At 40.5% G+C, this 24,520-nt stretch carries 32 protein-coding genes; 21 read left to right on the top strand and 11 right to left on the bottom strand.

All coding sequences use genetic code 11. The annotated features are described in order from the left end of the window. Nucleotides 1-68: 68 nt before the first annotated feature. The 7 genes from RE628_RS19905 (at nt 69) to RE628_RS19875 (ending at nt 5,280) form a co-directional block, all read left to right on the top strand. Entirely contained in the window at nt 69-602 is a 534-nt protein-coding gene (locus tag RE628_RS19905; protein ID WP_309154671.1) for a hypothetical protein, read from the top strand. 197 nt (nt 603-799) lie between these two features. Beyond that, on the top strand, nt 800-2,467 hold the full coding sequence (locus RE628_RS19900; protein WP_309154670.1) for a prenyltransferase/squalene oxidase repeat-containing protein: 1,668 nt from the start codon (nt 800-802) through the stop codon (nt 2,465-2,467). Beyond that, nucleotides 2,461-2,673: a hypothetical protein gene (locus RE628_RS19895; RefSeq protein ID WP_309154669.1), complete on the top strand. Its 213-nt coding sequence runs from the start codon at nt 2,461-2,463 to the stop codon at nt 2,671-2,673. The genes RE628_RS19900 and RE628_RS19895 overlap by 7 nt, the downstream gene beginning before the upstream one ends. A 150-nt stretch (nt 2,674-2,823) precedes the next feature. Continuing rightward, nucleotides 2,824-3,105: a hypothetical protein gene (locus RE628_RS19890; RefSeq protein ID WP_309154668.1), complete on the top strand. Its 282-nt coding sequence runs from the start codon at nt 2,824-2,826 to the stop codon at nt 3,103-3,105. Between the two features lie 254 nt (nt 3,106-3,359). Further along, nucleotides 3,360-3,893: a GNAT family N-acetyltransferase gene (locus RE628_RS19885; protein ID WP_309154667.1), complete on the top strand. Its 534-nt coding sequence runs from the start codon at nt 3,360-3,362 to the stop codon at nt 3,891-3,893. A 79-nt stretch (nt 3,894-3,972) separates the two neighbouring features. After that, entirely contained in the window at nt 3,973-4,773 is an 801-nt protein-coding gene (locus RE628_RS19880; RefSeq protein WP_309154666.1) for an inositol monophosphatase family protein, read from the top strand. 42 nt (nt 4,774-4,815) lie between these two features. Further along, a complete protein-coding gene (locus tag RE628_RS19875; RefSeq protein ID WP_309154665.1) occupies nt 4,816-5,280 on the top strand; it encodes an NUDIX domain-containing protein in 465 nt (154 codons plus the stop codon). Here RE628_RS19875 and RE628_RS19870 read toward each other — a convergent pair. The 7 genes from RE628_RS19870 to RE628_RS19840 all read right to left on the bottom strand — a co-directional run bounded on the left by RE628_RS19870 (nt 5,243) and on the right by RE628_RS19840 (nt 10,920). Then, nucleotides 5,243-5,761 carry a GNAT family N-acetyltransferase gene (locus RE628_RS19870; protein ID WP_309154664.1) on the bottom strand — a complete coding sequence of 173 codons (519 nt, stop codon included), beginning with the start codon at nt 5,759-5,761 and terminating at the stop codon, nt 5,243-5,245. The genes RE628_RS19875 and RE628_RS19870 overlap by 38 nt on opposite strands. 398 nt (nt 5,762-6,159) lie before the next feature. Next, on the bottom strand, nt 6,160-6,831 hold the full coding sequence (locus RE628_RS19865; RefSeq protein ID WP_309154663.1) for an ABC transporter ATP-binding protein: 672 nt from the start codon (nt 6,829-6,831) through the stop codon (nt 6,160-6,162). Between the two features lie 9 nt (nt 6,832-6,840). Beyond that, nucleotides 6,841-7,038, bottom strand: coding sequence for an FtsX-like permease family protein (locus tag RE628_RS19860; RefSeq protein ID WP_309154662.1), 198 nt, complete (start codon nt 7,036-7,038; stop codon nt 6,841-6,843). Continuing rightward, nucleotides 7,029-8,405, bottom strand: a complete 1,377-nt coding sequence (locus tag RE628_RS19855) for an ABC transporter permease (RefSeq protein WP_309154661.1) — start codon at nt 8,403-8,405, stop codon at nt 7,029-7,031. Before RE628_RS19855 ends, RE628_RS19860 begins: the two co-directional genes overlap by 10 nt. A gap of 26 nt (nt 8,406-8,431) precedes the next feature. Beyond that, nucleotides 8,432-8,812, bottom strand: coding sequence for a hypothetical protein (locus tag RE628_RS19850; RefSeq protein WP_309154660.1), 381 nt, complete (start codon nt 8,810-8,812; stop codon nt 8,432-8,434). A 142-nt stretch (nt 8,813-8,954) separates the two neighbouring features. After that, nucleotides 8,955-10,238 (bottom strand): sensor histidine kinase, encoded by a 1,284-nt coding sequence (locus RE628_RS19845; RefSeq protein WP_309154659.1) that lies wholly within the window; start codon nt 10,236-10,238, stop codon nt 8,955-8,957. Then, nucleotides 10,231-10,920, bottom strand: coding sequence for a response regulator transcription factor (locus tag RE628_RS19840; RefSeq protein WP_309154658.1), 690 nt, complete (start codon nt 10,918-10,920; stop codon nt 10,231-10,233). The genes RE628_RS19845 and RE628_RS19840 overlap by 8 nt, the downstream gene beginning before the upstream one ends. A gap of 230 nt (nt 10,921-11,150) precedes the next feature. On the opposite strand from RE628_RS19840, the gene RE628_RS19835 reads away from it, so the two are divergent. Together RE628_RS19835 and RE628_RS19830 are read left to right on the top strand one after the other, a co-directional pair. Further along, the gene (locus tag RE628_RS19835; RefSeq protein WP_309154657.1) at nt 11,151-11,660 is read left to right on the top strand and encodes a GNAT family N-acetyltransferase; all 510 of its coding nucleotides are present in this window, start codon (nt 11,151-11,153) and stop codon (nt 11,658-11,660) included. A 109-nt stretch (nt 11,661-11,769) separates the two neighbouring features. Next, nucleotides 11,770-12,276: a DinB family protein gene (locus RE628_RS19830; protein ID WP_309154656.1), complete on the top strand. Its 507-nt coding sequence runs from the start codon at nt 11,770-11,772 to the stop codon at nt 12,274-12,276. 91 nt (nt 12,277-12,367) lie between these two features. Here RE628_RS19830 and RE628_RS19825 read toward each other — a convergent pair whose 3' ends face one another. Together RE628_RS19825 and RE628_RS19820 are read right to left on the bottom strand one after the other, a co-directional pair. Continuing rightward, nucleotides 12,368-14,152, bottom strand: a complete 1,785-nt coding sequence (locus RE628_RS19825; protein WP_309154655.1) for a flavocytochrome c — start codon at nt 14,150-14,152, stop codon at nt 12,368-12,370. Nucleotides 14,153-14,189: 37 nt separating this feature from the next. Continuing rightward, nucleotides 14,190-14,411: a NusG domain II-containing protein gene (locus RE628_RS19820; protein WP_309154654.1), complete on the bottom strand. Its 222-nt coding sequence runs from the start codon at nt 14,409-14,411 to the stop codon at nt 14,190-14,192. Between the two features lie 483 nt (nt 14,412-14,894). Here RE628_RS19820 and RE628_RS19815 point away from each other — a divergent pair, with 483 nt between their 5' ends. Both RE628_RS19815 and RE628_RS19810 read left to right on the top strand, forming a co-directional pair. Further along, nucleotides 14,895-16,316, top strand: coding sequence for a sensor histidine kinase (locus RE628_RS19815; RefSeq protein ID WP_309154653.1), 1,422 nt, complete (start codon nt 14,895-14,897; stop codon nt 16,314-16,316). A gap of 1 nt (nt 16,317) precedes the next feature. Then, nucleotides 16,318-17,091: a response regulator transcription factor gene (locus RE628_RS19810; RefSeq protein ID WP_309154652.1), complete on the top strand. Its 774-nt coding sequence runs from the start codon at nt 16,318-16,320 to the stop codon at nt 17,089-17,091. Between the two features lie 366 nt (nt 17,092-17,457). On the opposite strand, the gene RE628_RS19805 is transcribed toward RE628_RS19810, so the two are convergent. Continuing rightward, nucleotides 17,458-18,537 carry a lactonase family protein gene (locus RE628_RS19805; RefSeq protein WP_309154651.1) on the bottom strand — a complete coding sequence of 360 codons (1,080 nt, stop codon included), beginning with the start codon at nt 18,535-18,537 and terminating at the stop codon, nt 17,458-17,460. Nucleotides 18,538-18,691: 154 nt separating this feature from the next. Here RE628_RS19805 and RE628_RS19800 point away from each other — a divergent pair, with 154 nt between their 5' ends. From RE628_RS19800 to RE628_RS19755, 10 genes are all read left to right on the top strand, one after another. Continuing rightward, entirely contained in the window at nt 18,692-19,456 is a 765-nt protein-coding gene (locus RE628_RS19800) for a Nif3-like dinuclear metal center hexameric protein (RefSeq protein WP_309154650.1), read from the top strand. 227 nt (nt 19,457-19,683) lie between these two features. Beyond that, nucleotides 19,684-20,472, top strand: coding sequence for a phosphodiester glycosidase family protein (locus tag RE628_RS19795; RefSeq protein ID WP_309154649.1), 789 nt, complete (start codon nt 19,684-19,686; stop codon nt 20,470-20,472). A 31-nt stretch (nt 20,473-20,503) separates the two neighbouring features. Continuing rightward, nucleotides 20,504-20,737, top strand: a complete 234-nt coding sequence (locus RE628_RS19790) for a hypothetical protein (RefSeq protein WP_309154648.1) — start codon at nt 20,504-20,506, stop codon at nt 20,735-20,737. Nucleotides 20,738-20,758: 21 nt separating this feature from the next. Beyond that, entirely contained in the window at nt 20,759-21,232 is a 474-nt protein-coding gene (locus RE628_RS19785; protein WP_309154647.1) for an NUDIX domain-containing protein, read from the top strand. A 19-nt stretch (nt 21,233-21,251) separates the two neighbouring features. Beyond that, nucleotides 21,252-21,518 (top strand): hypothetical protein, encoded by a 267-nt coding sequence (locus RE628_RS19780; protein WP_309154646.1) that lies wholly within the window; start codon nt 21,252-21,254, stop codon nt 21,516-21,518. Beyond that, nucleotides 21,497-22,051, top strand: coding sequence for a phosphotransferase family protein (locus tag RE628_RS19775; RefSeq protein ID WP_309154645.1), 555 nt, complete (start codon nt 21,497-21,499; stop codon nt 22,049-22,051). Before RE628_RS19780 ends, RE628_RS19775 begins: the two co-directional genes overlap by 22 nt. 25 nt (nt 22,052-22,076) lie before the next feature. Next, nucleotides 22,077-22,286, top strand: a complete 210-nt coding sequence (locus tag RE628_RS19770) for a hypothetical protein (protein WP_309154644.1) — start codon at nt 22,077-22,079, stop codon at nt 22,284-22,286. Between the two features lie 28 nt (nt 22,287-22,314). Further along, nucleotides 22,315-22,812, top strand: a complete 498-nt coding sequence (locus tag RE628_RS19765) for an NUDIX hydrolase (protein WP_309154643.1) — start codon at nt 22,315-22,317, stop codon at nt 22,810-22,812. Nucleotides 22,813-22,886: 74 nt separating this feature from the next. Further along, nucleotides 22,887-23,480, top strand: a complete 594-nt coding sequence (locus RE628_RS19760; RefSeq protein ID WP_375143128.1) for a YdeI/OmpD-associated family protein — start codon at nt 22,887-22,889, stop codon at nt 23,478-23,480. Nucleotides 23,481-23,543: 63 nt separating this feature from the next. Beyond that, the gene (locus RE628_RS19755) at nt 23,544-23,978 is read left to right on the top strand and encodes a GNAT family N-acetyltransferase (protein ID WP_309154641.1); all 435 of its coding nucleotides are present in this window, start codon (nt 23,544-23,546) and stop codon (nt 23,976-23,978) included. Nucleotides 23,979-24,057: 79 nt separating this feature from the next. Here the strand turns inward: RE628_RS19755 and RE628_RS19750 are convergent, their stop codons facing one another. Continuing rightward, nucleotides 24,058-24,474 (bottom strand): VOC family protein, encoded by a 417-nt coding sequence (locus RE628_RS19750; protein WP_309154640.1) that lies wholly within the window; start codon nt 24,472-24,474, stop codon nt 24,058-24,060. Nucleotides 24,475-24,520 lie beyond the last annotated feature (46 nt).

Genomic DNA, 24,520 nt, shown 5'->3' with positions numbered 1-24,520 from the left:
ACTTTGGAACAGGCGAGGCTTATGTTCCTAAAACATCTGTTGGGGACTCTGAAGCGGAAGAAACAGCGATGTTAGAGACGGACGCCCCTAAGTCCGAAGAAAAGAAGCTATCGATTGTGACTGGTAAGGACGTTAAGCTGGAAACCTCCATAGAGCACGTAGAGGCGGTGTTCGATGGAAGGGAATATACAATTGAGCCATATGGTGTGACCTTCGCATTGCGAACAGGCATGGGTGAACCTGTTGTAGAAGACGAGAAATTTGTTTTCTCGCAAGACCTTTCGATTGATATGTCAGCCGAAGCAACAATGATATATGAAGTGATAGAGAATACATCTTTGGATGAAGCAGTAGATAAGGAGATCCAGGATCATGAGGACGCGTTCTACGGCAAGTTTATCGATACTGTCTCAAACGGTGGTCTGAAGGGGGAACATAATCAATATAAAGATGATTCTGTCTTTTTCGGCGTTTTTTACTACGAATTCGATCAACATGTTCTCCGGATTGAGTATCGATGTCCAATCATAGCCGTAGATGCAATGGTTCTTATCGTAAATGAAACCGTAGATTCAGTAAGAATGCGACAGCAAGAAGAATAGACTATGTTCCACTAAAAGGGACCATGAATAAAGTAGTCAATGCAAGCTTGCCTAGAGGGCGGTCTGCGTTGACTTCTTTTTTATTTGACAGTCATGACGGATTAGCTTGGGTATATACCTCCGCAAATCGTGGACTCCCTACATATGATAGAGGATAGAGAACATCTAAGGGCAACAATGGACAGATATTCGACCGGGTGACAGGGGGTGAGACCATAAAGAAATTGCTGGAGAACGTGCATGAGGAAATCAGCCGTTATGTGGCCCGGATTCAATCCGAGCAGCAGGATGACGGATCCTGGAGATATGATTTTGAAAGCGGTCCGATGACGGATGCCAGTATGATCTTGCTCCTTAGCGCCCTCTTTCCGGATGAAAAAGACCTCATTTGGAAGCTAGCAGAACGGCTTGTACGCAAACAGGCGGCAGAAGGCGAATGGAAGCAATATGACGACGATAACGGACATCTTTCCTCTACCATTGAGGCCTACACCGCACTGCTGTTATCCGGTTATCTGGATCGGGATTCTCCACCGATGAAAAGGGCTGAGAATTATATCCTCCGTAGTGGCGGCGTCGAAAAAGCCCACATCTCTACTAAGTTCATGCTGGCTCTGCACGGCTTGTACCCGTGGCCAACCATATACCCCTTACCTCTATTTTTAATTCGTCTCCCGAAATGGATGCCGTTTAGCTTTTACCGCTGGAGTTCGTACGTAAAGATTCATTTTGCTCCGATTCTCGTGTTGGGTCACTTCAAATTTACATTGCCGCCGCATCATACCTTGGCAAACATCAACCATCTATATACGACGCAGAAATATCGTAAGCTGCACCGCCAATCCCGTTGGACCAGATGGCATACAGCAAAGCGAAAGCCAAACCGCATGATTCGCACGGCTGAACACATGATATTGGAAAATATCGAAGGAGATGGGACGCTGTACAGTTATGCAAGCGCCACATTTTTTATGATCTATGCGCTGCTGGCCATCGGTTATCAGCAGGATTCCCCTGTTATTACCCATGCTGTGAAAGGGCTGCTTTCCTTTGTTACACAAACGGAAGATGGGAGTATCCATGTTCAGAATTCTCCGTCGACCGTGTGGGATACGGCGCTTATTTCCTATGCGCTGCAGGAAGCGGGACTCTCAACCGATGATGAAGGGATTCAGCGAGCTGCAGCGTATTTGATGTCCCTTCAGCATCAAGAGAGGACTATCCCGTTAGCAAGCCCGTTCATACGTAAATCAGGAGGATGGGGATTTTCCGAAAGCAATACGTCGAATCCTGACGTAGATGATACGCAAGCGGTATTAAGGGCGTTGACAGGGTTCACACATCAGAATGAGGATGGTTACGAAGCTTGGCGGAAGGGTATTCAGTACTTATTCCGTATGCAAAATGATGACGGCGGTTGGGCCGCTTTCGAACGGAATAGTACATCTTGGATGACGAGTCTATTTTCGATTGAAAATTTTGAAGATACAGCATTTGAACCTTCAACGGCAGATTTAACTGGGCGAACACTGGAGTTTTTAGGGACTTATATGAAGCTGTCAGCCGATCATCCACGTGTGCAGGCGGGAGTGCATTGGCTATTGAATCGGCAGCAGTTTGATGGCTCTTGGCATGGTCGCTGGGGAGTGTCGTATCTATACGGGACATGGGCTGCAGTGACCGGACTGAGAGCTGTAGGCGTACCCGCCAAGCATCCCGCGATTCAAAAAGCGGCTGACTGGCTGCTGCGCATCAGACAATCGGATGGCGGCTGGGGCGAGTCTTGCAAAAGCGATGCGGCAAAGACCTACATCCCTGCCCCTATTCTACGGTTGTTCACACAGCTTGGGCGCTGGATATGCTGATTGCCATTCATGATCAACCCGTGAGGGAGATCAACGAGGCAATATCACTCATGATCGAGTGGAATAGTGAGGACAAAGACAGAAGGGTAACGTACCCAACCGGAGCAGGACTTCCGGGACATTTTTATATCCGATATCACAGCTACCCGCGGATTTGGCCCCTGCTCACACTTAGTCACTATGTACAGAAGTACAATGGCTGTTAAACGCCCTATTATCCCGAAGACACAGGTATATACCCTGTCCTGACCGTCTGATTCGCATATATTGAATTAACCGTCTACAAGGTCTGTAAAATGAAGTAAGCTCTGCCTCCAGCCGCGGACGGAATAATTATATGTGAAAGGAGATAGTACATGGCCCAGCTTGATCCCCGCTTAATGGGAACATTTCGCTGTAGAATGATGAATCCGTTATATTTCAATAAGGTGTGCCGTATTTTGTACGCTCAAAGATTAGAGGATTTAAATTGCCACCGTGGCTGCTGTAGCCTGGTTGATCAGCTGTCGGATTGTATGGGTGTATCCGTATCGGCTGCTGAACGGGATAATGCGGTACAGTGGTTGATGGGATGTGGAGTAGATCCGCAGAACTCTTACCATCGAAGACGAATGTGGAACATGGTGTGGGGGAGATAGAGACATCTTCTTCTAAGGCGGAGAATGATCCTGATCGGGGTCATTCTCCGTTTTGATTATGTGAGCCCGGAATACATATGTGCTTTGACTAATGGGAAACATGGATATCGGGACATAACACTGTATTGAATAAGGATAAAGACTTTATGCTTACCTTGAGTGTATAATTATGGAAGTAGACTCAAACAACAAACGACCCAGCCTAAGATATGAGTATCTAAGGCTGGGTTATTTTATAAACATAAGAACGTTATATGCTAGCGATTATTGAAAGTGAGTTGATTCCAGTGAAGATTGAAATAAAGAAATTAAGTGAAGCCGATGATCAGGATGTTTTTGAAATGATTCAAGAGATTGGATTAGGGGAGAACGGTTTTACGACTAACTTTCCCGAATGTGATTTAGAAGAATTCAAGAATAGTTTACCTAGATTGGTTCAGATTTCAGGAGGAATCGATCTTCCAGATGGATATGTTCCTCAAACCATTTATTGGATGTATGTTAACGGCTATCCAGTAGCCTATGGAAAGTTACGACACAGATTAACAAAACACTTAATGTTGTATGGAGGTCATGTCGGTTACATAGTTAGACCAAGCGAGCGAGGTAAAGGATATGGGAAGCTGTTTCTTCATGAAATCATTAAGGCAGCCAAAGATATCGGCATGGATCAATTACTAATTACTTGTGATGAAGATAATATAAGATCTAGGAAAGTAGTAGAAGGAAACAACGGAAAATTAGATGTAGTAGACGACGGGATCTGTCGATATTGGATAAAGATTTAAGATTGGTCCGAAGAATTGGCTGCATCCAGATTTTACATTGTATTAACTAGTTTAATTTATATAACGATTGAGGTGCTATATGGATCGAAAGATTATCGAAGTAGCCAAAGAACTATCAGTAAGTGTGATTCGTGAAGCAGGGTTAATTTCTAAAGAGAAGTTTGATCATGTTGTTGAATGGAGATCCAAAGATGAATTTGGGGATGTAGTCACTGAAGTGGATCATATTTGCGAAGAAATCATCATTAATCAAATTCGAGAGGCATTTCCTAATCATCAAATACATAGTGAAGAAGCGGGGGGAATTGGCTCGAATGACGATTGGTTGTGGTTGATTGATCCTTTAGATGGAACAAATAATTTTGCGATTGGTTTACCTATTTTTACGACATTTATTACACTCATGTACAGAAAAGAACCTGTGCTCGGAGTGGTGTATGAGCCATTGACAGATCGTCTATTTGTATCTGCTGCTGGGGAAGGAGCAAAGTGTAATAATCGACCAATGCATGTGAAGAGCAACCCCAATATCGTAAAAGGGAATGTAGGCTGGATTCAAGGTCATCAGGTGCAACATGATCAAAGAGCATTAAAACTAAGACAATTCATTGATATTAACTTTAAGAGAATGATGAGACTATGGGCGCCGACTCTACAATGGTGTATGCTGGCCAAAGGCGATATCGATGGAATTGTGCTGTACAATTCTGAAGGTGATGACTTGTATTCAGGTATTTTAATGGTCAAGGAAGCTGGAGGGATTGTTATAGATTTTGAAGGGAATCCGTTCACTGGAATGAAAGAGGAACCCTACTTAATAGCATGTCATCCAGACAACAAGGGAGAGTTGCTTCGGATTGTAAGAGAAGGATTAAGTTGAATTGTATAAGAGAACCCTAATCATTATAGAAAGGATACAACTATGAGACACTGGTATGAATTAAATGAAATTAACCATGAAATTATAAGGTTCACTATATTGATCGCCAAATACAATAATCAATTTATCATCATAAATAATACGAAGCGAGGAGGGTGGGAGATCCCAGGAGGGAGCAGAGAAATAGGAGAATCAGTTTTATATACAGCCAGTCGTGAATTGTATGAAGAGACGGGAGCAGTGAGATTTGAATTAACGCCATTCGGAATTTACCAATTGAACGGAAGTTATGGAATGGTATTCTTCGCAGAAGTAGAAGAGATGAGCACATTACCCAATTTCGAAATTGAAGAAATAAAGTTTGAAGATGATATGCCTGAAGGAATGAATTTTGGAGATTTATTTTATAATTTGTATGATAGATGGAATGAACGTAAGGATAAGAGACTAGAGAAATATGCTATAGATATTAAGAATCTAGGCTTTCCCATTCCTCTTTTATCATAGAATATCGTACACTATCGGTTAAGTTTCTGCTGTATTTGCGTAGTGTCCCTTCGTATGTAAAACCACATTTTTCGATAACACGTTTGGATTTTAAATTGGACGAATAATGGCAAACGGCCACAACCAATAAGTCAAGTTCATTAAAGGCGTGTTTTAACACACACTTAACCGATTCCGTTGCATATCCTTTATTTTGATAGTCCCCGGAAATAATATACTCTATCTCTTTATAGCGGTCGTGTCTGTTTATATCGCTTAGAAATATTGAACCAATTACCTTGTTATTTTCTTTTAAGACGATAGCCCAGGATTCCTGACATTTGATGAATAGACGGATAGATTCAAGACTTTCTTGAATACTCTCGCAAATTTTTGCTCCAGCATTTTCAACATCATTATTGTTATATAATTCAAAATAGTCGTCAGCGTCGCTCTCCTGCCATTCTCGAAGAATCAAGCGTTCAGTTTCAAGTGTTTGCATGATATTTTCCTCCTTTAATTAAAGAGAAAGCCATATTCAATTTATCATAATAATTAATAAGTAGCGAGTAGGATGGGAGCTCCCGGGAGAGAGTTGAGAAATAGGTAGACAATATCAATCGGTCAAAAATGACCGTTAGAGCTACGGAAAAACAAATTTGCTCTTTTTACGGACACTTTTGACCATTAGAAGTAATGAATGGGGTTTTCCATGACATATTTCCCTTATAATGGACATAATTGTCCGTTACAGCGGAGGAATATTAGAGGATCAATGCTAACGGTCAAAAGTGACCGTGAAATCAGTTCAAAACATGGGTATGGAAATCAATTTTTTGGCACACAAAAGAGGCGTCTCCAAGTCGATAATCAACTTATGAGACAGCCTCCTCTAGAGGCTTATTTTCGCTTCATCTCTGCTAGTTTCCCATCACTCATCCCATAGATGACATCAGCTATGGTTGTTACCTTTTTGGAATGGGTAACGATGATGACGCATTTGCCCTCCTGATGGGCGAGTGAAGTGAAAATTTCTAAGATAGCTTCCTCCGTAGCACTATCAAGATTACCCGTCGGCTCGTCGGCGATGATAATATCGGGATTATGCGAAATTGCCCGGGCAATACCAACACGCTGTTGTTCGCCGCCGGATAGCCTCAGTATTTTTCTGTCGGCTGTTTCTCTATCAATCCCGACCTTTTCAAGCAGATCATAGGCATAACCTCTTTTATCCTTTTCACGGCTCCCATTAATATTCATAGATAGCACAATGTTCTCAATTGCGGTGGCATTGGTAAGGAGATTGAAGCTTTGAAATACAACACCAATCCCTTTGGCCCTGTAATCGTCACGGTCAAGCTTCTTCAAGTCCTGTTCGTTATGCATGATGGTTCCATCTGTGCATATATCGAGTCCCGAAATTAATGACAGCAAAGTTGATTTACCGGATCCAGACTTACCGACGATGGTATGAACCTTTCCGGATTCAAAGGTAGCATTTACTCCCTTGAGAACACTCTTCTTCGTACCTTCGTATTTGTAGGACACATTATTTAGTGTAAGTACACTCATCGATATCACCTAATTCCTTTCCATGAGTATTTTGATGGGCTCATACTTTGTGATCTTACTGATGGAAATTAAGCCAGCAAATGAAGCCAGTAAAATTGAAATTCCTATAATTTCCAATATTGTAACCGTATCTAATGAGATTTTCATTTCGGATAACGGTTTTGCACTAGACTGTGCTCCTCCAAGCTGTGCACCACCTAATTGCATACCCCCGGACCCATCATGACATTTCCGCCGCCAGCACCTTGGGATGTACTTGACTCAGCCGCTTCAGCTTGATTTTGCAACAGCATGTCGGAAACAGGTTGTGCAGCAACCGTTCCTATACCTAATCCAATTACAAGACAAAAACAGGTGATTGTAACAATTTCGAGCCAAAGTCCAAGTGCAACCTTCATTTTTTTCATACCCATCGCTCTAAGAACACCGATTTCATATTTACGCTCTCTGATCGAGATCGAAGCAAGCAATAGTAGAATAATCGAACCGAGAATGATAACGACGACCATAAATGTTATAGAAATACTCTTTAGTCCCTCAACTGGCTTTACTACTTTTTCATAAGAAGCTGTGTCTGTATCCACATTGAATAGATCCGAAAGTCCCTTTGCTCTGACCTCCGCTTCAAATGGTTCCAGCATTTCTGGGCTTTTCAGATAATAGGTTACGTTGACATTAACTCCTGTCTCGTTAGCCTTGCGCTGGGTAAGTAAAGTTTCGAGTGTTGTCAGTACTTCGTTACGGCTGTTAAATGCTGCGGATTTTGGCATATTGTCATTTGCATATTCATCGGTCATGTCCTGATAAACACCAACAATGGTTAATGGATAGGCAACCTCACGTTGTAAGCGGACAGTACCCATTCCGGAGATGGACGCGGTATATTCCATACCATCTACAGTTACTTTATCGCCCTCTTGTACATTGTCAGAAGTCATATCAGAAGGTGCATCAACGCTCAGATTAGCCGTAAAAGTCATTACATCGCCGAGATTAATATGGTTTGAGTCACGAAGCTCTTCGCTAATCACGCCTTCACCTTCTGCTTCTGGTAGCCTACCGCTTTCAAGGCTTCGGAGTCCATCGTTAAAGTCTTCCCAGCTATCTCCTAACAACCTATAATTTCCGTTATTCCCGATGCTTCTCATCATACCGCCCTCACCGACGATGGATGTAGAGCCTGTCCCTGACGAAGATGTATCATTGTCATCTTGGTCAATCGCTTTAATATCTGAGTTGTTTGCCGAAATTGTACCTGTCGCAATACTTTCTTTGAGATATTCCGAGTCAGCGAACTGCAATAGCTGTTCCGAAGGAATCTCTGGTTTTTTGACCATTACTCTGCCGTCTGTAGAGTTGTTTTGGGCCTCTTGCATGACCTTCTGCATATCGGGAGTAATATATACCTCAGAGGCAAAGCGCTCCTTGTAGTCCTCAATAACTGCCGAAGAGGTATTGTTAATGATTAATGAGACAACGGTTGTTAGGATGATGACGAAAATAATCGCGCCGATCATCATGTTTCTACCTTTGTTCCGCACCAGATTTTTCAGTGCATTTTGTAAGATATACATACTTATAAACTCCTTTTGCACTTTTATTATTTTTCTTGCATCGCGTTTATCGCTTCAAATTCATCAAAGAAATCATCCAGCTCTTCGTCAGCCGAATCTTTGGATTGAAGTGGCCAATCCATATTACGATTGTAGGATGGTTGTTTAACAGCAAGTTTTAAGTAAAGCATACCTGTCGCAAACAACACAGCCGCAAAGCCAAGAAAAGTAATGACATAAGTAATGATCTGTGGAATTAACTCATGCCAGTAGTAATCAGATATTTGCTCCTCCGTAGCACCTTGCAGAAGGGCGTTATCCACCATATCAAGCTGTGCCGGAATATACAGGATGAGCTGACATATGCCCAAAGCTAGAATAATACCGGAAAGCATAAAGATAATGATGCTGATAAGATTTTTTTTCACTATCCATTTCCTCCTCATAGAATTTCATATTGATTATTAAAAGGGACAAACCTTTAACCAACCTTAAATCGTAAATTCAAAACAAAAACAGCCCTCGGAGTACGATCCGAAGGCTTTTACAGGATTCATTATTCTTTTCTGATCAGCTCAAATACAAAGGTTGTACTTTCTCCTTCAACGCTCGTGGCGTAAATTTTCCGTCTGCATTTTCTATGATTGCTCTAGCAATGGATAGTCCTAAACCATAACCTCCGTCATGAGCCCTTGAAGCGTCTATACGATAAAAGCGATCAAATAGCTTCGGTAGACTTTCCTTAGGAATGCCGCTTCCTGTATTTTTCACAGAAAAGAATACATGGTTTCGGGATTTTCTCAGTGCAACATCAATATTGCCGTTTTCGTTCACATACTTTACGGCATTGTCCAGCAGTATGATAACCACTTGCTTCATTTTTTCGCTAGCACCGTATGCAATGAGATCTGGCTCAATATCATGAGAGAGGGTGATCCCTTTTTCAAAAACAACAGCTTCCATTGCAAGCAATACATCGGTGACAATATGACTAATATTAAAAGGGATGAGCTCGTTGTTTACAGCTTCGCTGTCGGTTTTAGCCAGATACAATAGGTCACTAACGAGTTTTCCCATTCGATCAGTTTCCGCAGTAATATAATTTAGCCATTTCTGCTGGCTCTCAATTGACTCGGTTTTGTTGGCATACAAAGCCTCAGCATTGGCATTAATGACAGCGATCGGTGTCTTCAGTTCGTGAGAAGCATCTGCGATAAATTGCTTTTGTTTCTCATAGGCTATTTCCACAGGTTTAATGGCACGCCGGGCAAAAAACAGACTTATACCGAAAATAACAAATAGCATCACGATACTGATGGCACCGAATGTTAGCAGAAGCTGCGAAAGTATTTTGTATGACTCGGTTACATCAATAAAATAAATCTGTTTGTGTACAGCCGCTTTGGTTGCGCTGGTCTTTCCATAGATAATAAGATTTGCGTTCATAGGATTCATTTTATAGAGCCAACGCTGGCCATTAATCGAAATCACGGCACTATCTTTTTTTGAAGATGTGGCGAGCTTGGTAGCTTTTTGATAGGTTTCCTCTGTTAAATCTAAATAAGAATGAACATTGAGCAATTTGTTATCTTCACCGACTAATACATTAAAAGAGGAAGCATAATCGTTTGGTATTTTCCCGACAAATACTCTACCGGTGCTATTGTTCTCGGCTGATTTACTCAGTGGATTCATCATAAGGGAGGACGTAGTTATATTCGTAAGTTTGTTTTGGTTCTCTTTCTGTATATTTGTGTACGTTACCATGTAAATGACAGCAAAGGCTGAAATCATGACAACTGTAATGATGGTCATATTGAGGATCATAAATTTGTTACGTAATCTCTTAAACATGCTTGTCACCTTGTGATTTCAGAACATAGCCGACACCACGCATCGTACTGATAAATGTCTCAGATTTAATATGACTTAATTTCTTTCGTAAGAACGAAATATATACCTCAACATTATTATCTTCGGCTTCACCATCGTATCCCCATAGCTTTTCAATAATGGTATTTTTGGATACGACCATGCCTTTCATGTGGATCAGTAACTCTAGTAGCTGGAATTCTTTCAATGTGAGCTTGTACGATTTACTACCGCAATATAATTCGAGGGAATTAGGATTCATATCGATATCTCCATAAGACAATGTACCATCCTGCACCAGTTCACCCTTCCGACGGCTAAGCGCACGAAGGCGGGCAAGAAGTTCTTCGGATTTAAATGGCTTGGCCATATAATCATCCGCACCGCTATCTAACCCGTTGACTGTATCCTTTGTCTCACCTTTTGCCGTTAGTAGAACGACAGGAACAGCGAGACCATGCTTTCTGATTTCTTTAAGGATCGTTATACCGTCTATTTTAGGGAGCATAATATCTAGAATGATGAAGTCGTAAATCGCCGATACTGCGCAGTCCAGCCCGTATTCACCGTCATGAGCTAAATCGACTGTATAATTGTTCTTTTTAAGAACCTGTGCCACGGCCTCAGCCAAATGTATTTCATCTTCAACGATAAGTATTCGCACGCAGATACCTCCTTGTTCTTTTCTATTCTAGCAATGCAACCTTTAATTAACCTTAATTTTGCCGGGTGAGCTTTTATCAATTTATGGGGTAAGAGGTTCGGGAATACGGACAATATGAAACAGGAACAATCCAGAGGAGGAAAATTCAATAAAATGAGGAATCCTAAAAGGTAAAGCTAGAAATCATACACCAATGTTTGTAAATCATTGAGAGTTTGGAGGGAGATATATTGAGGATCAGTATCTTGCGAGAATCAGATGCTCAGGCGTATCAACAAGTTAGATTGGATAGTCTAAGGAACGATCCTAGTGCCTTTGGTTCTACGTATGACCGCGAAGCGAAATTCTCTCTCGAGACCGTAGCTGAAAGAATAAGACCTAGTAGTGATAAATTTGTACTAGGTGCATTTGGAGATGACGGTCATTTATATGGAATTGTAACTTTTATGCGTGATACTGGGATGAAAACACATCATAAAGGCAATGTTTTCGGAATGTACGTAGTTCCAGAGAAAAGAGGAACTGGGTTAGGAAGAGAACTCATGGGAGAATTAATTAGAAGAACAAGAGAAATGGAAGGGATAGAACAGATCAATTTAACAGTGGTTTCTAATAATGACAATGCAAAAAGATTATATCTGTCGTTAGGGTTTGAAATTTATGGACAGGAACGAAACGCTCTTAAATACGAGGATCAATATTATGATGACGATTTAATGGTTCTTAGGATGCTAAAGTAATCATAGGACTGAGTAAACCCCTGTTTGAGAATTTAATGAATGAGTTGCTCGAGAAATAGTTTTTTCAATTCAGAGAATCCGGAAATGAAGTGAATAAGGGAGGTTTCTGATGGAATTTCAAGACATTAATCAAAAGTTGAAAGAGACGAGAGAGGAGTTACTAACGACTCTGAATGATCTAAGCCGAGATCAATTAAACGCGCGGAGAAAACCAGATAGCTGGAGTATTGGACAGGTATGTCAACATTTAATTAAGACAGAAGAATTATATGTCTTAGCCATCAAGAGAGGGTTAAGGAGCAACGAAGATTCAATAATAGAGAGTAAGCCAGTAGAATTGCTACTAGATAGAAGTAGGAAGTTAGAAGCTCCGGATATTGTTAAACCAACTGAAGAAATATTAGAACGTGAAGAAATCATTGAACAACTACACATTTCAAGAGTGAAGTTTAATGAATTCTTAAATACGTTAGAAGACCCATCTGTGCTGAGTAGAAGATATTTTAAACACCCAGCTTTTCAAGAAATGTTATTAATTGAATGGTTAGAATCATTGTATTTGCATGAACAGAGACATATTGCACAAATGAATGAGATTAAAGATGGTTTTAAGTAAAAAAACGGCTGCTTCCAAATCGTAACGAACCTGTAGAGGTTGTGCGATCGGAGCAGCCAATTATTTTAACAAACTGGAAGTTAAGCTTTAATTATTTTGCAATTTGCTGGCCAGCAATTCGGCCGAATGTAATGATATCGGCAATGGCGTTACCGCCGAGACGATTCGAACCATGAATAACGCCTGTAACTTCACCAGCTGCGTATAAGCCTGGAATTACCTTGCCGTCTGTATTCATTACATGTGTATCGGTATCAATCACCAAACCACCCATTGTATGGTGTACCGATGGTACTGCTTTTTGAATATAATAAGGTCCATTTTGAAGTGAAGCGAGACCTGCACGATGATTAAAGTCTAAATCTTTGCCTGTTTTTGCGAATTTATTTACTTTATCGACAGTTGCTTGCAATTTAGCTGGATCAATGTTGAAGAATTTCGCTGCATCTTCAATGGTATCTGCTTTGTAGAGCATGCCTTCTTTAATGAGCTGATCATATTCATCCGGATGTGCAGCAATCGTCTTACTGATCGCTTCTAGATCTTGATTCCACAACTGGTAAGCATATTTACCTTCTTGAGCCAGGATCGCTTTCGAGATGACATCGCGGCGTTCCAGTTCTTCTACGAAACGTTCCCCGCTTTGATTTACTAGAATAGCACCATCGAATCGAGAATCCGCTACAAGGGAAATAACGCCAGTGACAGGATCACAAATTGGATACGTTTGGATGTTCTCCATATTGGTGATGGCTGCTTGAATCTCTTGTGCCATGATGATGCCGTCTCCTGTTGTACCTGGAGAATCAGTCGACATATAGCTTTCATCTAGAGTTGGATTGTATTTCATACGCATTTCAACATTGGAGCCAAATCCTCCAGATGCGATGATTACACCTTTGTTCGCATGGAACGTGATCTTCTGACCTGAATCACTTGTTGCTTCTACGCCAGTTACTTTACCATTCGCATCAGTAAGCAATTTTTCTGCCTTCATACTCGTCTTGATAGGAATTTGCAATTCATCGGTTTTTGCTTTGAATTTCGTGATAAGTTCGGCACCTGTATGACCTACTGGAATTAAGGCACGTTTACGAGAGTGACCGCCGAATTGGAATAGCTGATCAGGAAGAAACTCCACTTTGATTTCATCGCGAAGCCATTCTGCAGAACCTAAAGCTTGTTCAGCAAGGATTCGCACCATTTTAGGATCGCCGAGGTTGTCGCCGCCCTTCATTGTGTCCTCATAGAAGAGGTCAACAGAATCATCAGTAATACCTACGGCTTGCTGTACCCATGTGTTGGGCGCGTTCATTTCGCCACCAGAGATCAGGGTATTGCCGCCAACGGTTGGCATTTTTTCGAGAATTACGACGTTAGCCCCTGCTTTTTTAGCTTCAATTGCAGCACTGAAGCCGGCACCACCGGCACCGATTACAACGACGTCGAATGTTTGCTCAGCATCTTCTTTCTGCGCATTACCGCTGGCTGCCGAACCTGCCGCAAGAGTAATACCCGCTTTGCTAATCGCATCTTGAATTGCAGATAAATAACCCTTACTAGTTACTGTAGAGCCGCTAATAGCATCTACATCAGCTGTGTTCGCTTGCATGACGCTTTCTTTTAGCTTAGTGTATACAGGCTCAGATAACACTTCGTTTTCTTTCTGTTCCAATACTTCAATGTTCGTGATTTTACCGTCTGCAAAAGAGACTTCGACTTTAATCTCTCCATGCTTACCATTACCAACACCGATAGACTTCACAACTCCATCTTCCGATGCAGTCGTATTATCTTTGGAGCCGCAGGCAGTCATGGTCAATGCCAGACATAGGATGAGAATGAGGGATAAAAATTTGGTTGTTCTTGTACGCATAGTTCCTCCTTGAATAATGTTAGGTATTTAAGTGAAATTATTCACTTACCAACGTGAGAATAACGCGGTTGGGCATACATACAATGAGATCATTCAATCGATGTATGGGTGTGCTATGCTCACAGAGATGATCTGGGCAGTCTGCTTCAACCATGGACACGGCGCCATCCTTAATGCGTACCGTGTTCATACCGCGTTCGGTAACGATGCTGAATGTTTGCGTATAATTGTCATCAGGAATTTCAATTCGCTTCTCCAACTGATCCCGACATAGACTTCAAGAAATTTGCTACTCGCGGCGCTACTGGACTGAGGCTGCGAATGGAAGCTGAATCCGATGAACGCAATGACAACAATCGATACCACAATAAAAATATCCCATTTTTTAATATCGCTTCACCTACCTTGTGAAAAAAGGTACAATAAGAATTATATAGAGCATCGTATAAAAAGTATTTGCACAAACCGTCCTTTTTTTATCTATTTCGGACAATTGTTGAGACAAGTCTATATGTGTCGGTGTAGAACATGTTCTAATATGGGGGATGAAATCGATACAAAAAAGATTGCTTGGTATGCGGGTGGTTGTTTCTTATGTTTATTTCTAGCGATCTTAGGCGCTATTCATTTTGAATTAGAACGAACGGTTATTCCTTTGAATAAAAGTTTGACGCAACAGATTGTCAGTGCACGCAGTGAACAAATTTCCTATTGGTTTAAGCAGCGAATTGGGGAGGTTGAGATGTTAGCAACATTAGCTGAAGACCATAAGTGGGATCGGGAGGCGTTGTTACAAGAAGTTGAGAAGCTGGCTCTTCTGCGTAATAAAGAATATGAATCCATTCGAGTGGTGAATCGGTACGGTCAATCCTGGTCTTCATACGATAAGCCCTTTTCGATCGTCGATCGAGAATATTATGTGCGGCTTTGTGAATCGGATGCTCCTTATGTCGTGAGCAATCGAATTCAGTCCCATGCGAATCAAGCGGATATTGTCGTTATTCTTTATCGGATTAATCCGCAAGTCTATGATGATGCTGCTTATATTGCCGCAGCAGTGTCCATTGAAGCGATGCAAGAAATTGCGAAGGATATTAATGTCTATGATGGGAAGGGCGAATTATTATTCGATCATGAGTTTTATGCTCCGCAGACGGGTCAACATGGAAAAGATAACGAGATGGCCCAGAATGCAGATAAGATGGCAACCTTTATAGCACCGATAGAGCAGGTTCCTCATTGGGAATTGAAATTTCAAGTTCCTCATTCACAATTGTTGCAAGGGGTCGATAAAACTCAACGATCCGCACTGCTCGTCGGTGGTGTGACCGGATTCGTATTCTTCCTACTATTGATTCTACTTGGTAACTCGATCGTCAAGCCGATCCGCTCTTTGCAGAAAATTATGGGCAAGGTCGAGGCAGGAGATCGAAATATTCGTGCCACCGAGAATTATCAAGATGAGATCGGAGATTTAGGGAGAAGTTTTAATCAGATGTTAGCGAAGCTCTATCACTACGAACAAGAAAAGAAGGAGATGGAGCTGCGTCTCATCCAGGAACAGATCAAACCTCACTTTCTATATAACACTTTGGATACAATTCAGTGGAAAGCTGACGCCTATGGAGCGGATGATGTCGTCGAATTGGTCGAGTCATTAAGTACTTATTTCCGACTTGGCTTAGGGGGATGCAATCAATTTATTACCTTAGAACAGGAATTCCATCATGTTGAAAGTTATCTGCAAATCCAATGTGTGCGGTATGAAGAGATATTAGAATATGAGTTATTGTATGATGAACATCTGGGTTCAAAAAGGGTTATTCGCTTCTTACTGCAACCTCTTGTTGAAAATGCCATTTATCATGGAATTAAGCCATTAATTGATCAGAAAAGCAAAATCTCCATTCGCACCTATGAGAAGGACCGGGATATGCATATTGTAGTCGAGAATAATGGATTACCAATCTCAGAAGAGAGGATGAAGGTCATTCAGCAGGCATTGTCTAGTAGCAGGTGGAAGGATGGAACCATTGGCTTTGGTTTATACAGCGTAAACCATCGATTGAAATTAACCTATGGTGAACCTTATGGACTGCAGGTAGATAGTAGACATGGTATGACAACGATGACTTTGATTTTACCTTTAGAGGAGATTGAATAAGATGTGGAAAGTAATTATTGTGGATGATGAGAAGACGATACGTGAAGGACTTACCCAATATATTAAAGACAGTCAATTACCCTTTGAAGTGATCGGCAAAGCGAGAAATGCGGCTGAGACGCTAGCTTTGATGGAGAGGACCTCTCCTCATTTATTATTCGTGGATATCAATATGCCAGATATGAATGGACTTGATCTGTTGCGGCTTGTGAAGAGTCGTTATGAACAAGTGATTGCTATTATTGTTAGCGGATATGATTCGTTTGAATATGCGAGGCAAGCTGTGCAGTTGCAAGCTTATGACTATTTGTTAAAGCCGGTTCCTAAAAGCGATTTAAAGCGGGTATTACAGAAGATAGATATACATTTGCGTCAATGCTATCCGACAGACAATATGATGGAAGATTGTCGGGAAGAATCGAACAGCAAGATAGATCAAGGAACGGGTACAGTGATCATGAGCAAAGTAACGGAATATATCGATAATCACTACCATGATCCAGAATTAACGGTATCCCGTGTTGCCGCAATATTTTATATGAATCATACGTATTTAAGTAAAAAAATGAAACAAGAGCTAGGAGCTTCTTTTCTTGAGTATTTAACTGAGCTTCGTATTTCGAAGGCAAAGGAAATCTTGGATCATTCGATGCATAATATCAAAATTGGCGAGCTAGCGGTGAAGGTAGGATACACGAATCAGTATTATTTTAGTAGGCTTTTTAAAAACCGGGTTGGTGTGTGTCCGATTGAATATAAGAATAAATCTTGCTAGGAGTTCATTCTGAACTCCTTTTTTATTATCTGTTGATATTAAAATGTAGTATTGGGTACTTGTATATAAAAAGAGATTGATATAAAGTTGAAAATATAGGTATATTTGGAGATGGTAAAATGAATAAAACCAATTATATGTTAATAGCGGTTTTGAACTTTTTGGCTGCAATTTGTTTTATTGTTTCATCGCTACTTAATAACTTTAGTAATTCAAAAATGAGTTATGCTTTTATTTTTGTCGCAGTATTGTTTTGTATTAGCGGGATCTTAAATTTAAGAAATCACTTTAAAAGAAAACAGGAGCACTAACAATAAATGACCCACCTAAGATAAGCTATCTAAGGTTGGGTCATTTGTGAATTAATCAAAGCACAGCTAAACCTTGCGAGCCAAAATACGGGTAGTGTGTCGAGGCAGCTACTTGCAAACTGACTAAACTACCATCATCATGGATATTAAATACGGAGATTGTGCCTTGATTACCATTGAGGACGTAATAATTGCGTCCATCTTTGCTGACTCTTGCATCGATGGGTATCCCTGTAGGTGTGCCAACTGGTGTACTGGTTGTATGACCGAGAACCGTTAGCTTTCCGTTGTCATCTATTCGGTAGGTAGATATTGTACCACTTAAGGTATTAGAGGTATATGCAAAACGTTCATCCCTCGTAACTGTAATCCAGCATGCTGTCTTCTGACCGTTCGGAACAGAACCACTGATAACATCTAATATTCCGTTGTCTCTCATTGCATAGGATGACAATGCGCTAGAAGCTACCTCTGTTACTAACAGGATTCCTGAAGATAGGAAATAAGCGCCTAACGGCCTTGTACCCATAGAAGCGTTAATGATTGGTCCTGTAGCAGTTCCGTAATCATTAACATGGTATACGCTGAGACGGTCTGTAGTAAGCTCTGATACAACGATTTTACTGCCATCTGGAGTGAATAATACTTGCGCTGGTTGAGCATTCATGGTACTTAGATGATGGATGGCTCCCGGAATATGAGTAAGACGTCCGTTATCTCCTATGCGAAATCCACAGATATTGGATGCAAATGGATTGGCGGCATTACCTACATTTGAAACATAGAGAAGGTCAGCGAATACATCTACACTGTTTGGTTGAACACCTTCCGATGGCTTCACATCGGCGAGTACAAGTCCTCCGTTGTCGGTAACAATGAAACTACTAATACTATTGCTTCCCGCATTAACTGCAAATAAGTAACGGGAATCCTGGGACAAAGTTAAGGAGCCTTGTGATATAAGGGGATCGATACCGTCATTCGCAGTGACATTTGAAACTTTCCTTGTCCCAGTGCCTTTTCCATATGTCGGGTAGGAACCCATAAAGGTAAGCATACCATTCATATCCCGATAAAAAGCAATTACTTCATTCATCGCTTCCCGATTGGACATCATGTAAACCATCCTCAGCATCTTATGACTTTCCTCCTTTGAACAGTTTGTTGGTCCACGTTAGATTCTGCTATCGTTAAATATTATTCTTTTGTGCATAAAACGATGCCCTGTAGGAAATCTGTGGGGGATAGTTGATTTAGACTTTTCACAAATCTAAAAAGGGGGGATCCAAATGAATACTGAACAATTCAAATCATATATTCATGAGATATTTGGCCATCTTCTAATAGAATTTAAAGAGGATGAAGAGTACGGATTCAGTAATTTTACGTTGAATAACTACAACAAAATAGGTTATGCAACGAATATTACTCCTGAGGTCATATTACAGGCAGCCGAGATAGGCGTAGATTTGTTAGTTACACATCATGATGCATGGGATTTTGTTTATGGAATGAAGGAAAAGTGCATAGAATTGTTGGAGAAGCGTCATATCGCCCATTTTTATATTCATTTACCACTGGATTATGTTGAATTTGGAACATGCAATTCGTTATTTAAACTTCTTGGAGTCGGTAAAATTCTTCAACAATCCCGACATATTGAAGGGTACAGTTCAATTGGGATTGGGGAGTTAGATAAGCCAACGACATTAGAGTATCTTGTAGACACAATGACGGAGTTATTGGGTGAAAAAGTCTATTTTCAGAAAAATAACAACAAAGAAATTAGAAGAATCGGTATGGTAACAGGCGCAGGGAATGGAACGAATCAATTAAGAGATGCTATAAATAGCAACTGTGATGTTTATATTACTGGAGAAAAAACACTTTATACCATTCAGTATGCTAATTTCATCAAATTGAATCTAATTGTTGGGAGCCATACATTTACGGAGATATTCGGAGTTATGTCACTTGCTCAGAAGCTTAAGGACAGATTTAATCATATCGAAATAGTTCAGATGCACGAAGAACATAACGAGGTTACCTTATAAAGGCATTAAAGGGAGGGAGATTTATATTTATGGAGGTTTATCCTCTGTCCCATTAAGCTGAAAAGACGTCACGAAAGGACTATCGCCCCTCAATTGACAGATATATAATTGTGGAAGAAGCTCCGCCAACAAACGACCCTGCCTACGAGATGAACTACCTAGGTTGGGTCGTTTTGTGTATTTACGGAATAGATACCATAGCGATTAACGCATAAGGGGACGAACGGATGAAGGGAACAGCAAAAGAAAAATTCGCCGCTATAAGAAGTTATTATCCAATTATTATATGTGTTTTCATTCTCATTTGTGGGATCCTATTTGGATGGATTTTTAGTAAAGACGGTATTCCCAAAGGAGTTAATTACTTTCAAATAAAAGCTAACAACGGAGTTGTTCTACATGTGCTGAAGACGGATCCGAGTAGTATTTCGCTAAAGAGTATTAACGACAATGTCGTGAGGTCGAAAACTATTGGAATAAATGGCGGATTCTTTTGGGAGAATCAGTTGTTAAGCATAGCTGCTATGGATGGAATGCCTGCAAACGGAACTCCTCAAGAATATGGATCAGGTTGGTTTAACGCCAAATACGCTCGAGGAACGATGGTATATGATCGGGTCACAAGAATGATTGATGTGCAACGAGCTTCAAGCGTTGATGATCTTCATATAACAGACACTACAAAGTATTGGGCACAAGGCGGGATCAGTATGAATTTAAGAGACGAAAGCAACTGGTATAGATTAGCCGCCATAGAAGAAGCAATGCCCTTTCCCGATGATGAGCGTCTTCGCAGTGGAATGGCCTATGATAATGATGGAAAAGTATACCTGATTGTGTCTTCTACCAAATGTAATGCAGAGGAGTTTCGAACCGCTATTAAGAGGAACATTGCCGTAGGAAATTTAATTGAGGCCATATTTCTTGACGGGGATGGATCCTCACAACTATTGGCTGGTAAAGTCAAGCTGAAGGGGGATGACCGAACGGTCGTTCAGATGATAGCGGTGAACTAGATATCTAAATCCATCCGATTGGAATGAAAATATGAATAACATTGATCAACGAAATAAACTTAGTGAAGAAGTCTTCACCTTTAAGAAGACTAAAGATAATAAAGTGTTTATTTACTGGAAGGGGAAGCAAGTTACGATACTCACTGGTAAGGCGAGTGAGAAGTTTATCAAATCGATAGAAGGTAAGAATCATCTGGAAACTCAATTAGTAATGGCTAAACTGACAGGGAATTTTAAGCGCGGAAATGAGAAGGATTATAAATAAGGAGCATGGAGGTGTTTACTTATGGGTATGTCAGACTACTATCAAAAATTAAGAGAAAACATAGGCAATCAACTTATATTTATGCCTGCTGTGGCTGGAATTATTAGAAATGAACGTGGGGAGATACTATTCGGCAGAAAACACAATGAGGAGAATTGGGGACTCATCGCAGGTGCGATTGAACTTGGGGAGACTCCAGCTCAAGCCATGGCCAGAGAAGTGGAAGAAGAGACAGGGCTTGTTGTTGAACCGAGGCGGATCATAGGGGTTTATGGTGGGGAAGAACACCGCTTTATTTATAGTAATGGACATCAAGTAGAATATATAACGATTGTTTTTGAATGTATGATTACAGGTGGGCAATTGATACCAGATAACGAAGAGATGAAGGAACTACATTATTTCTCAGAGTATAAGCTTCCGCCAATAGCGAACAATTATCCAGAATATATATTTAGCTCAAGCCAGGTAGAAAGAGCACATTTTGAGAGATAACGATGAATTGAGAAGGGGAATGAATTTGCCAGAACATGAGGAAGTACTAACTGGAGGAAATATTAATAAGGTCGTAAAAGTAGGCGGGACAGTCCGCCGTACTGCTGCACCTAATCCATATGTACATGAATTGCTAACGCACCTAGAACAGGTCGGATACCCCAACTCACCTAGATATATCGGAATAGATGAGGAAGGGCGAGAGATCTCTCCTACCTTGAAGGTGTTGTACCAGGGAATGATTATCCTGACATCGAAAAGTATATGTGGTCAGATGAGACGTTAGCTGAGCTTGCCAAACTCTTAAGAAGTTATCACGATGCAGCTACAGGATTTATTCCATCTGTACATTCCACGAATGAGTATCCTGATATTTCTTTACATGAAGTTGTCTGCCATAACGATGCTGCATTGTATAACATTGTGTTTAAGGACAATCTACCTGTTGGCCTCATTGATTTTGATAAGGCAGGACCAGGGCCGCGAATATGGGATATCGCATACATGTTGTATACTTCTATTCCGCTGTCATCATTCTCACCAAGTGAAGAGAACCAAGCCGTCGTGCAGTATAACAGAGTGAATCATGCACCTGTACGAAGAAGACGCATTGAATTATTTTTTCATACCTACGGGATAGACGCGCCGATTGATCTGAAGAAATGGGTTATTTCCCGTATTAAATTTATGTGTACTACACTATCTGAACGTGCAGCATCCGGTGACCTTGCATTTATAAGGCTTGTTGAAGAAGGCCATCTAGCTCATTACATGAACGAGGTCAAATTTCTTAAAGAACATTTTGATGACTGGTGTTAACAATATCAGATTAGAGGGGATAACTATGTCTTGGAAAGCAAAAGTAATAGCTATCATCATAGCCTTTTTGATCTGTTTCGGAGGCTATGGAGTGATTTTTGGCTTTAAAGCAGAAAATCTGATTTATGTCATTACGTTCTCAATTATACCAACCTTAGGTATACTGGCATTTGGTTCTAGGTCAAAAGCGGAAGAAGACTATTATAAGGATAGAAATAATTATTGGAATACATAATCAAATATCTTTGATAAGATTTTAGGAGATGAATGAAGAGGAGTTGATACTCATGTTCTATGTCAATTCAAGGGCAATCATTGAAAGATATGTTGATGGAAATATTGAAATTGTCATTCAAAATAGAGTGAAGCCAAATGAACCCGTAAGCATTGAACTTCCCGGAGGGCGTATTGAACCTTTTGAATCATTAGTACAGGCTCTGAGAAGAGAAGTCAAAGAAGAGACTGGGTTAGAGGTGTATGAAATCGAAGGGGAAGAACTTAGAACCGTTACTACTGGTCATTCATTTGAAGTAGAATGTATGAAACCTTTTGCCGCATATCAAACTGTTAAAGGACCTGTAGATTCTGTGGGATACTATTTTAGATGCAAAGCCAAGGGTGAATTATTGGAATCAGGAGACGAGACAACAGACATTAGATGGATCACAACCAGTGAGTTACAAGATCTTATGGAGAATCATCCTCTACAGTTCTCAGATATCGATCGGGCTGGAATACAGTACTATTTAAATCAAATTTAAAAAACTTATTTCTTAAGGTAAAATAATTTAAGAAGTTTCAGGAGGAAATTAGGGGGCAGCTAGCTAACATGACAATGAGAAATGAAACGAATCCCAAGGTTGATGTATTCATAGGTAAATCTAAAAAGTGGAAGGAACACTATGAGAAGTTGAGAGATATTGTTCTTGACTGTGAGTTGACTGAAGAATTCAAATGGATGCATCCTTGTTACACGTTTGATAACAAAAACATTGTAATAATCCATGGATTCAAAGAATATTGTGCACTTCTATTCCATAAAGGTGCCTTGTTGCAGGATCCCCATGGGATTCTGATTCAACAAACGGAAAATGTACAGGCGGCACGTCAGATTCGATTCACGAATGTTCAAGAAATCATTGAAATGGAATCGATCTTGAAAGAATACATTCATGCAGCCATAGAAGTGGAAAAATCCGGTTTGAAAATCGAATTCAAAAAGGAAACAGAATATGACATTGCCGATGAATTTCAAAATAAACTTGATGAGAATCCTGCCTTAAAAACGGCCTTCGAGGCATTGACTCCGGGACGGCAAAAAGCGTACTTGATGTTCTTCTCTGCACCAAAACAATCTAAAACCCGGGAGTCCAGAGTTGAAAAATGTGTACCGCAAATTCTCGATGGTAAGGGCTTAAATGATCGGTAATCCCGAATAGGCAAATATCAACAGTCACGTATGCATTAATCTCATAGAAAAGGGGGAGTATCTATGATCACACTTAAAGAAATAGATCGAAACAATTTCTTTGACGTCATTAAACTAAGTGTTGCTGATGAACAGAAAGAGTTTGTTGCGACGAACGTGCTTTCACTCGCACAGGCCAAGGCATTTCCAGAGTGTATTTGCTTGGCAATTTATAATGACAATGTTCTCGTAGGATTTACGATGTATTGTATAGATGAAGAGGATCAAGAATATTGGATTTATCGATTAATGGTAGATACAAAGTATCAGTCTAAAGGTTATGGGAAGGCTGCAATGGAGATGCTCCTTGAAAGAATTAAGGAGGATATACATCATCGAGTCATATACATAAGCTTTGAACCTGAGAATGCGTGGGCCAAACATTTATATGAAAAATTAGGATTTAAGGAAGATGGCCGAGTGATCGATGGGGAAGTCGTATATAAACTGGAGTATTAATAGGCAAAAAAGGATATAGATTTTCTCTGAGAAGAGATGATCTATATCCTTTATTAATGAGTACCTTCCGGATCAGCAGTTATTCATTTTCATGACTAAGCTGCCATTCAATTCCGAATTTGTCTCGTAGGTTACCATAGCATTTGCTCCAGAACGTCTCTTGTAGTTCCATTTTTACCGCGCCGCCGTCTTGCAGCTTGTTAAATAATTGTTTGATCTGATCGATATCATTGCTTATATAAGCAAGACCGATGTTGTTCCCTACAGTAAATGGCGAACCAGGGAAGACATCTGAGAACATGACATTGCTGCCATTGATGTTAAGCCGTGAGTGCATGACTAAGTTCTTTGCTTCTTCAGGAAGTGAGTATTCAGGGTTAGGTGGGTTATCACCGTAAGCCATAATATTCGGTTTCTCTGTCTCGAATACTTGTGCATAATACTCTACAGCTTCACGACAATTACCGTTAAAATACAAATAAACATCAACAGCCACTAACTTCACTCCTCATCATGGATTCAATATATAAATCAAACAAATC

The sequence above is a fragment of the Paenibacillus sp. D2_2 genome, assembly GCF_031199965.1.
Taxonomy (GTDB): domain Bacteria; phylum Bacillota; class Bacilli; order Paenibacillales; family Paenibacillaceae; genus Fontibacillus.
The sequence above is the reverse complement of the archived record's forward strand: the minus strand, read 5'-3'. Positions and strand labels throughout refer to the sequence as shown.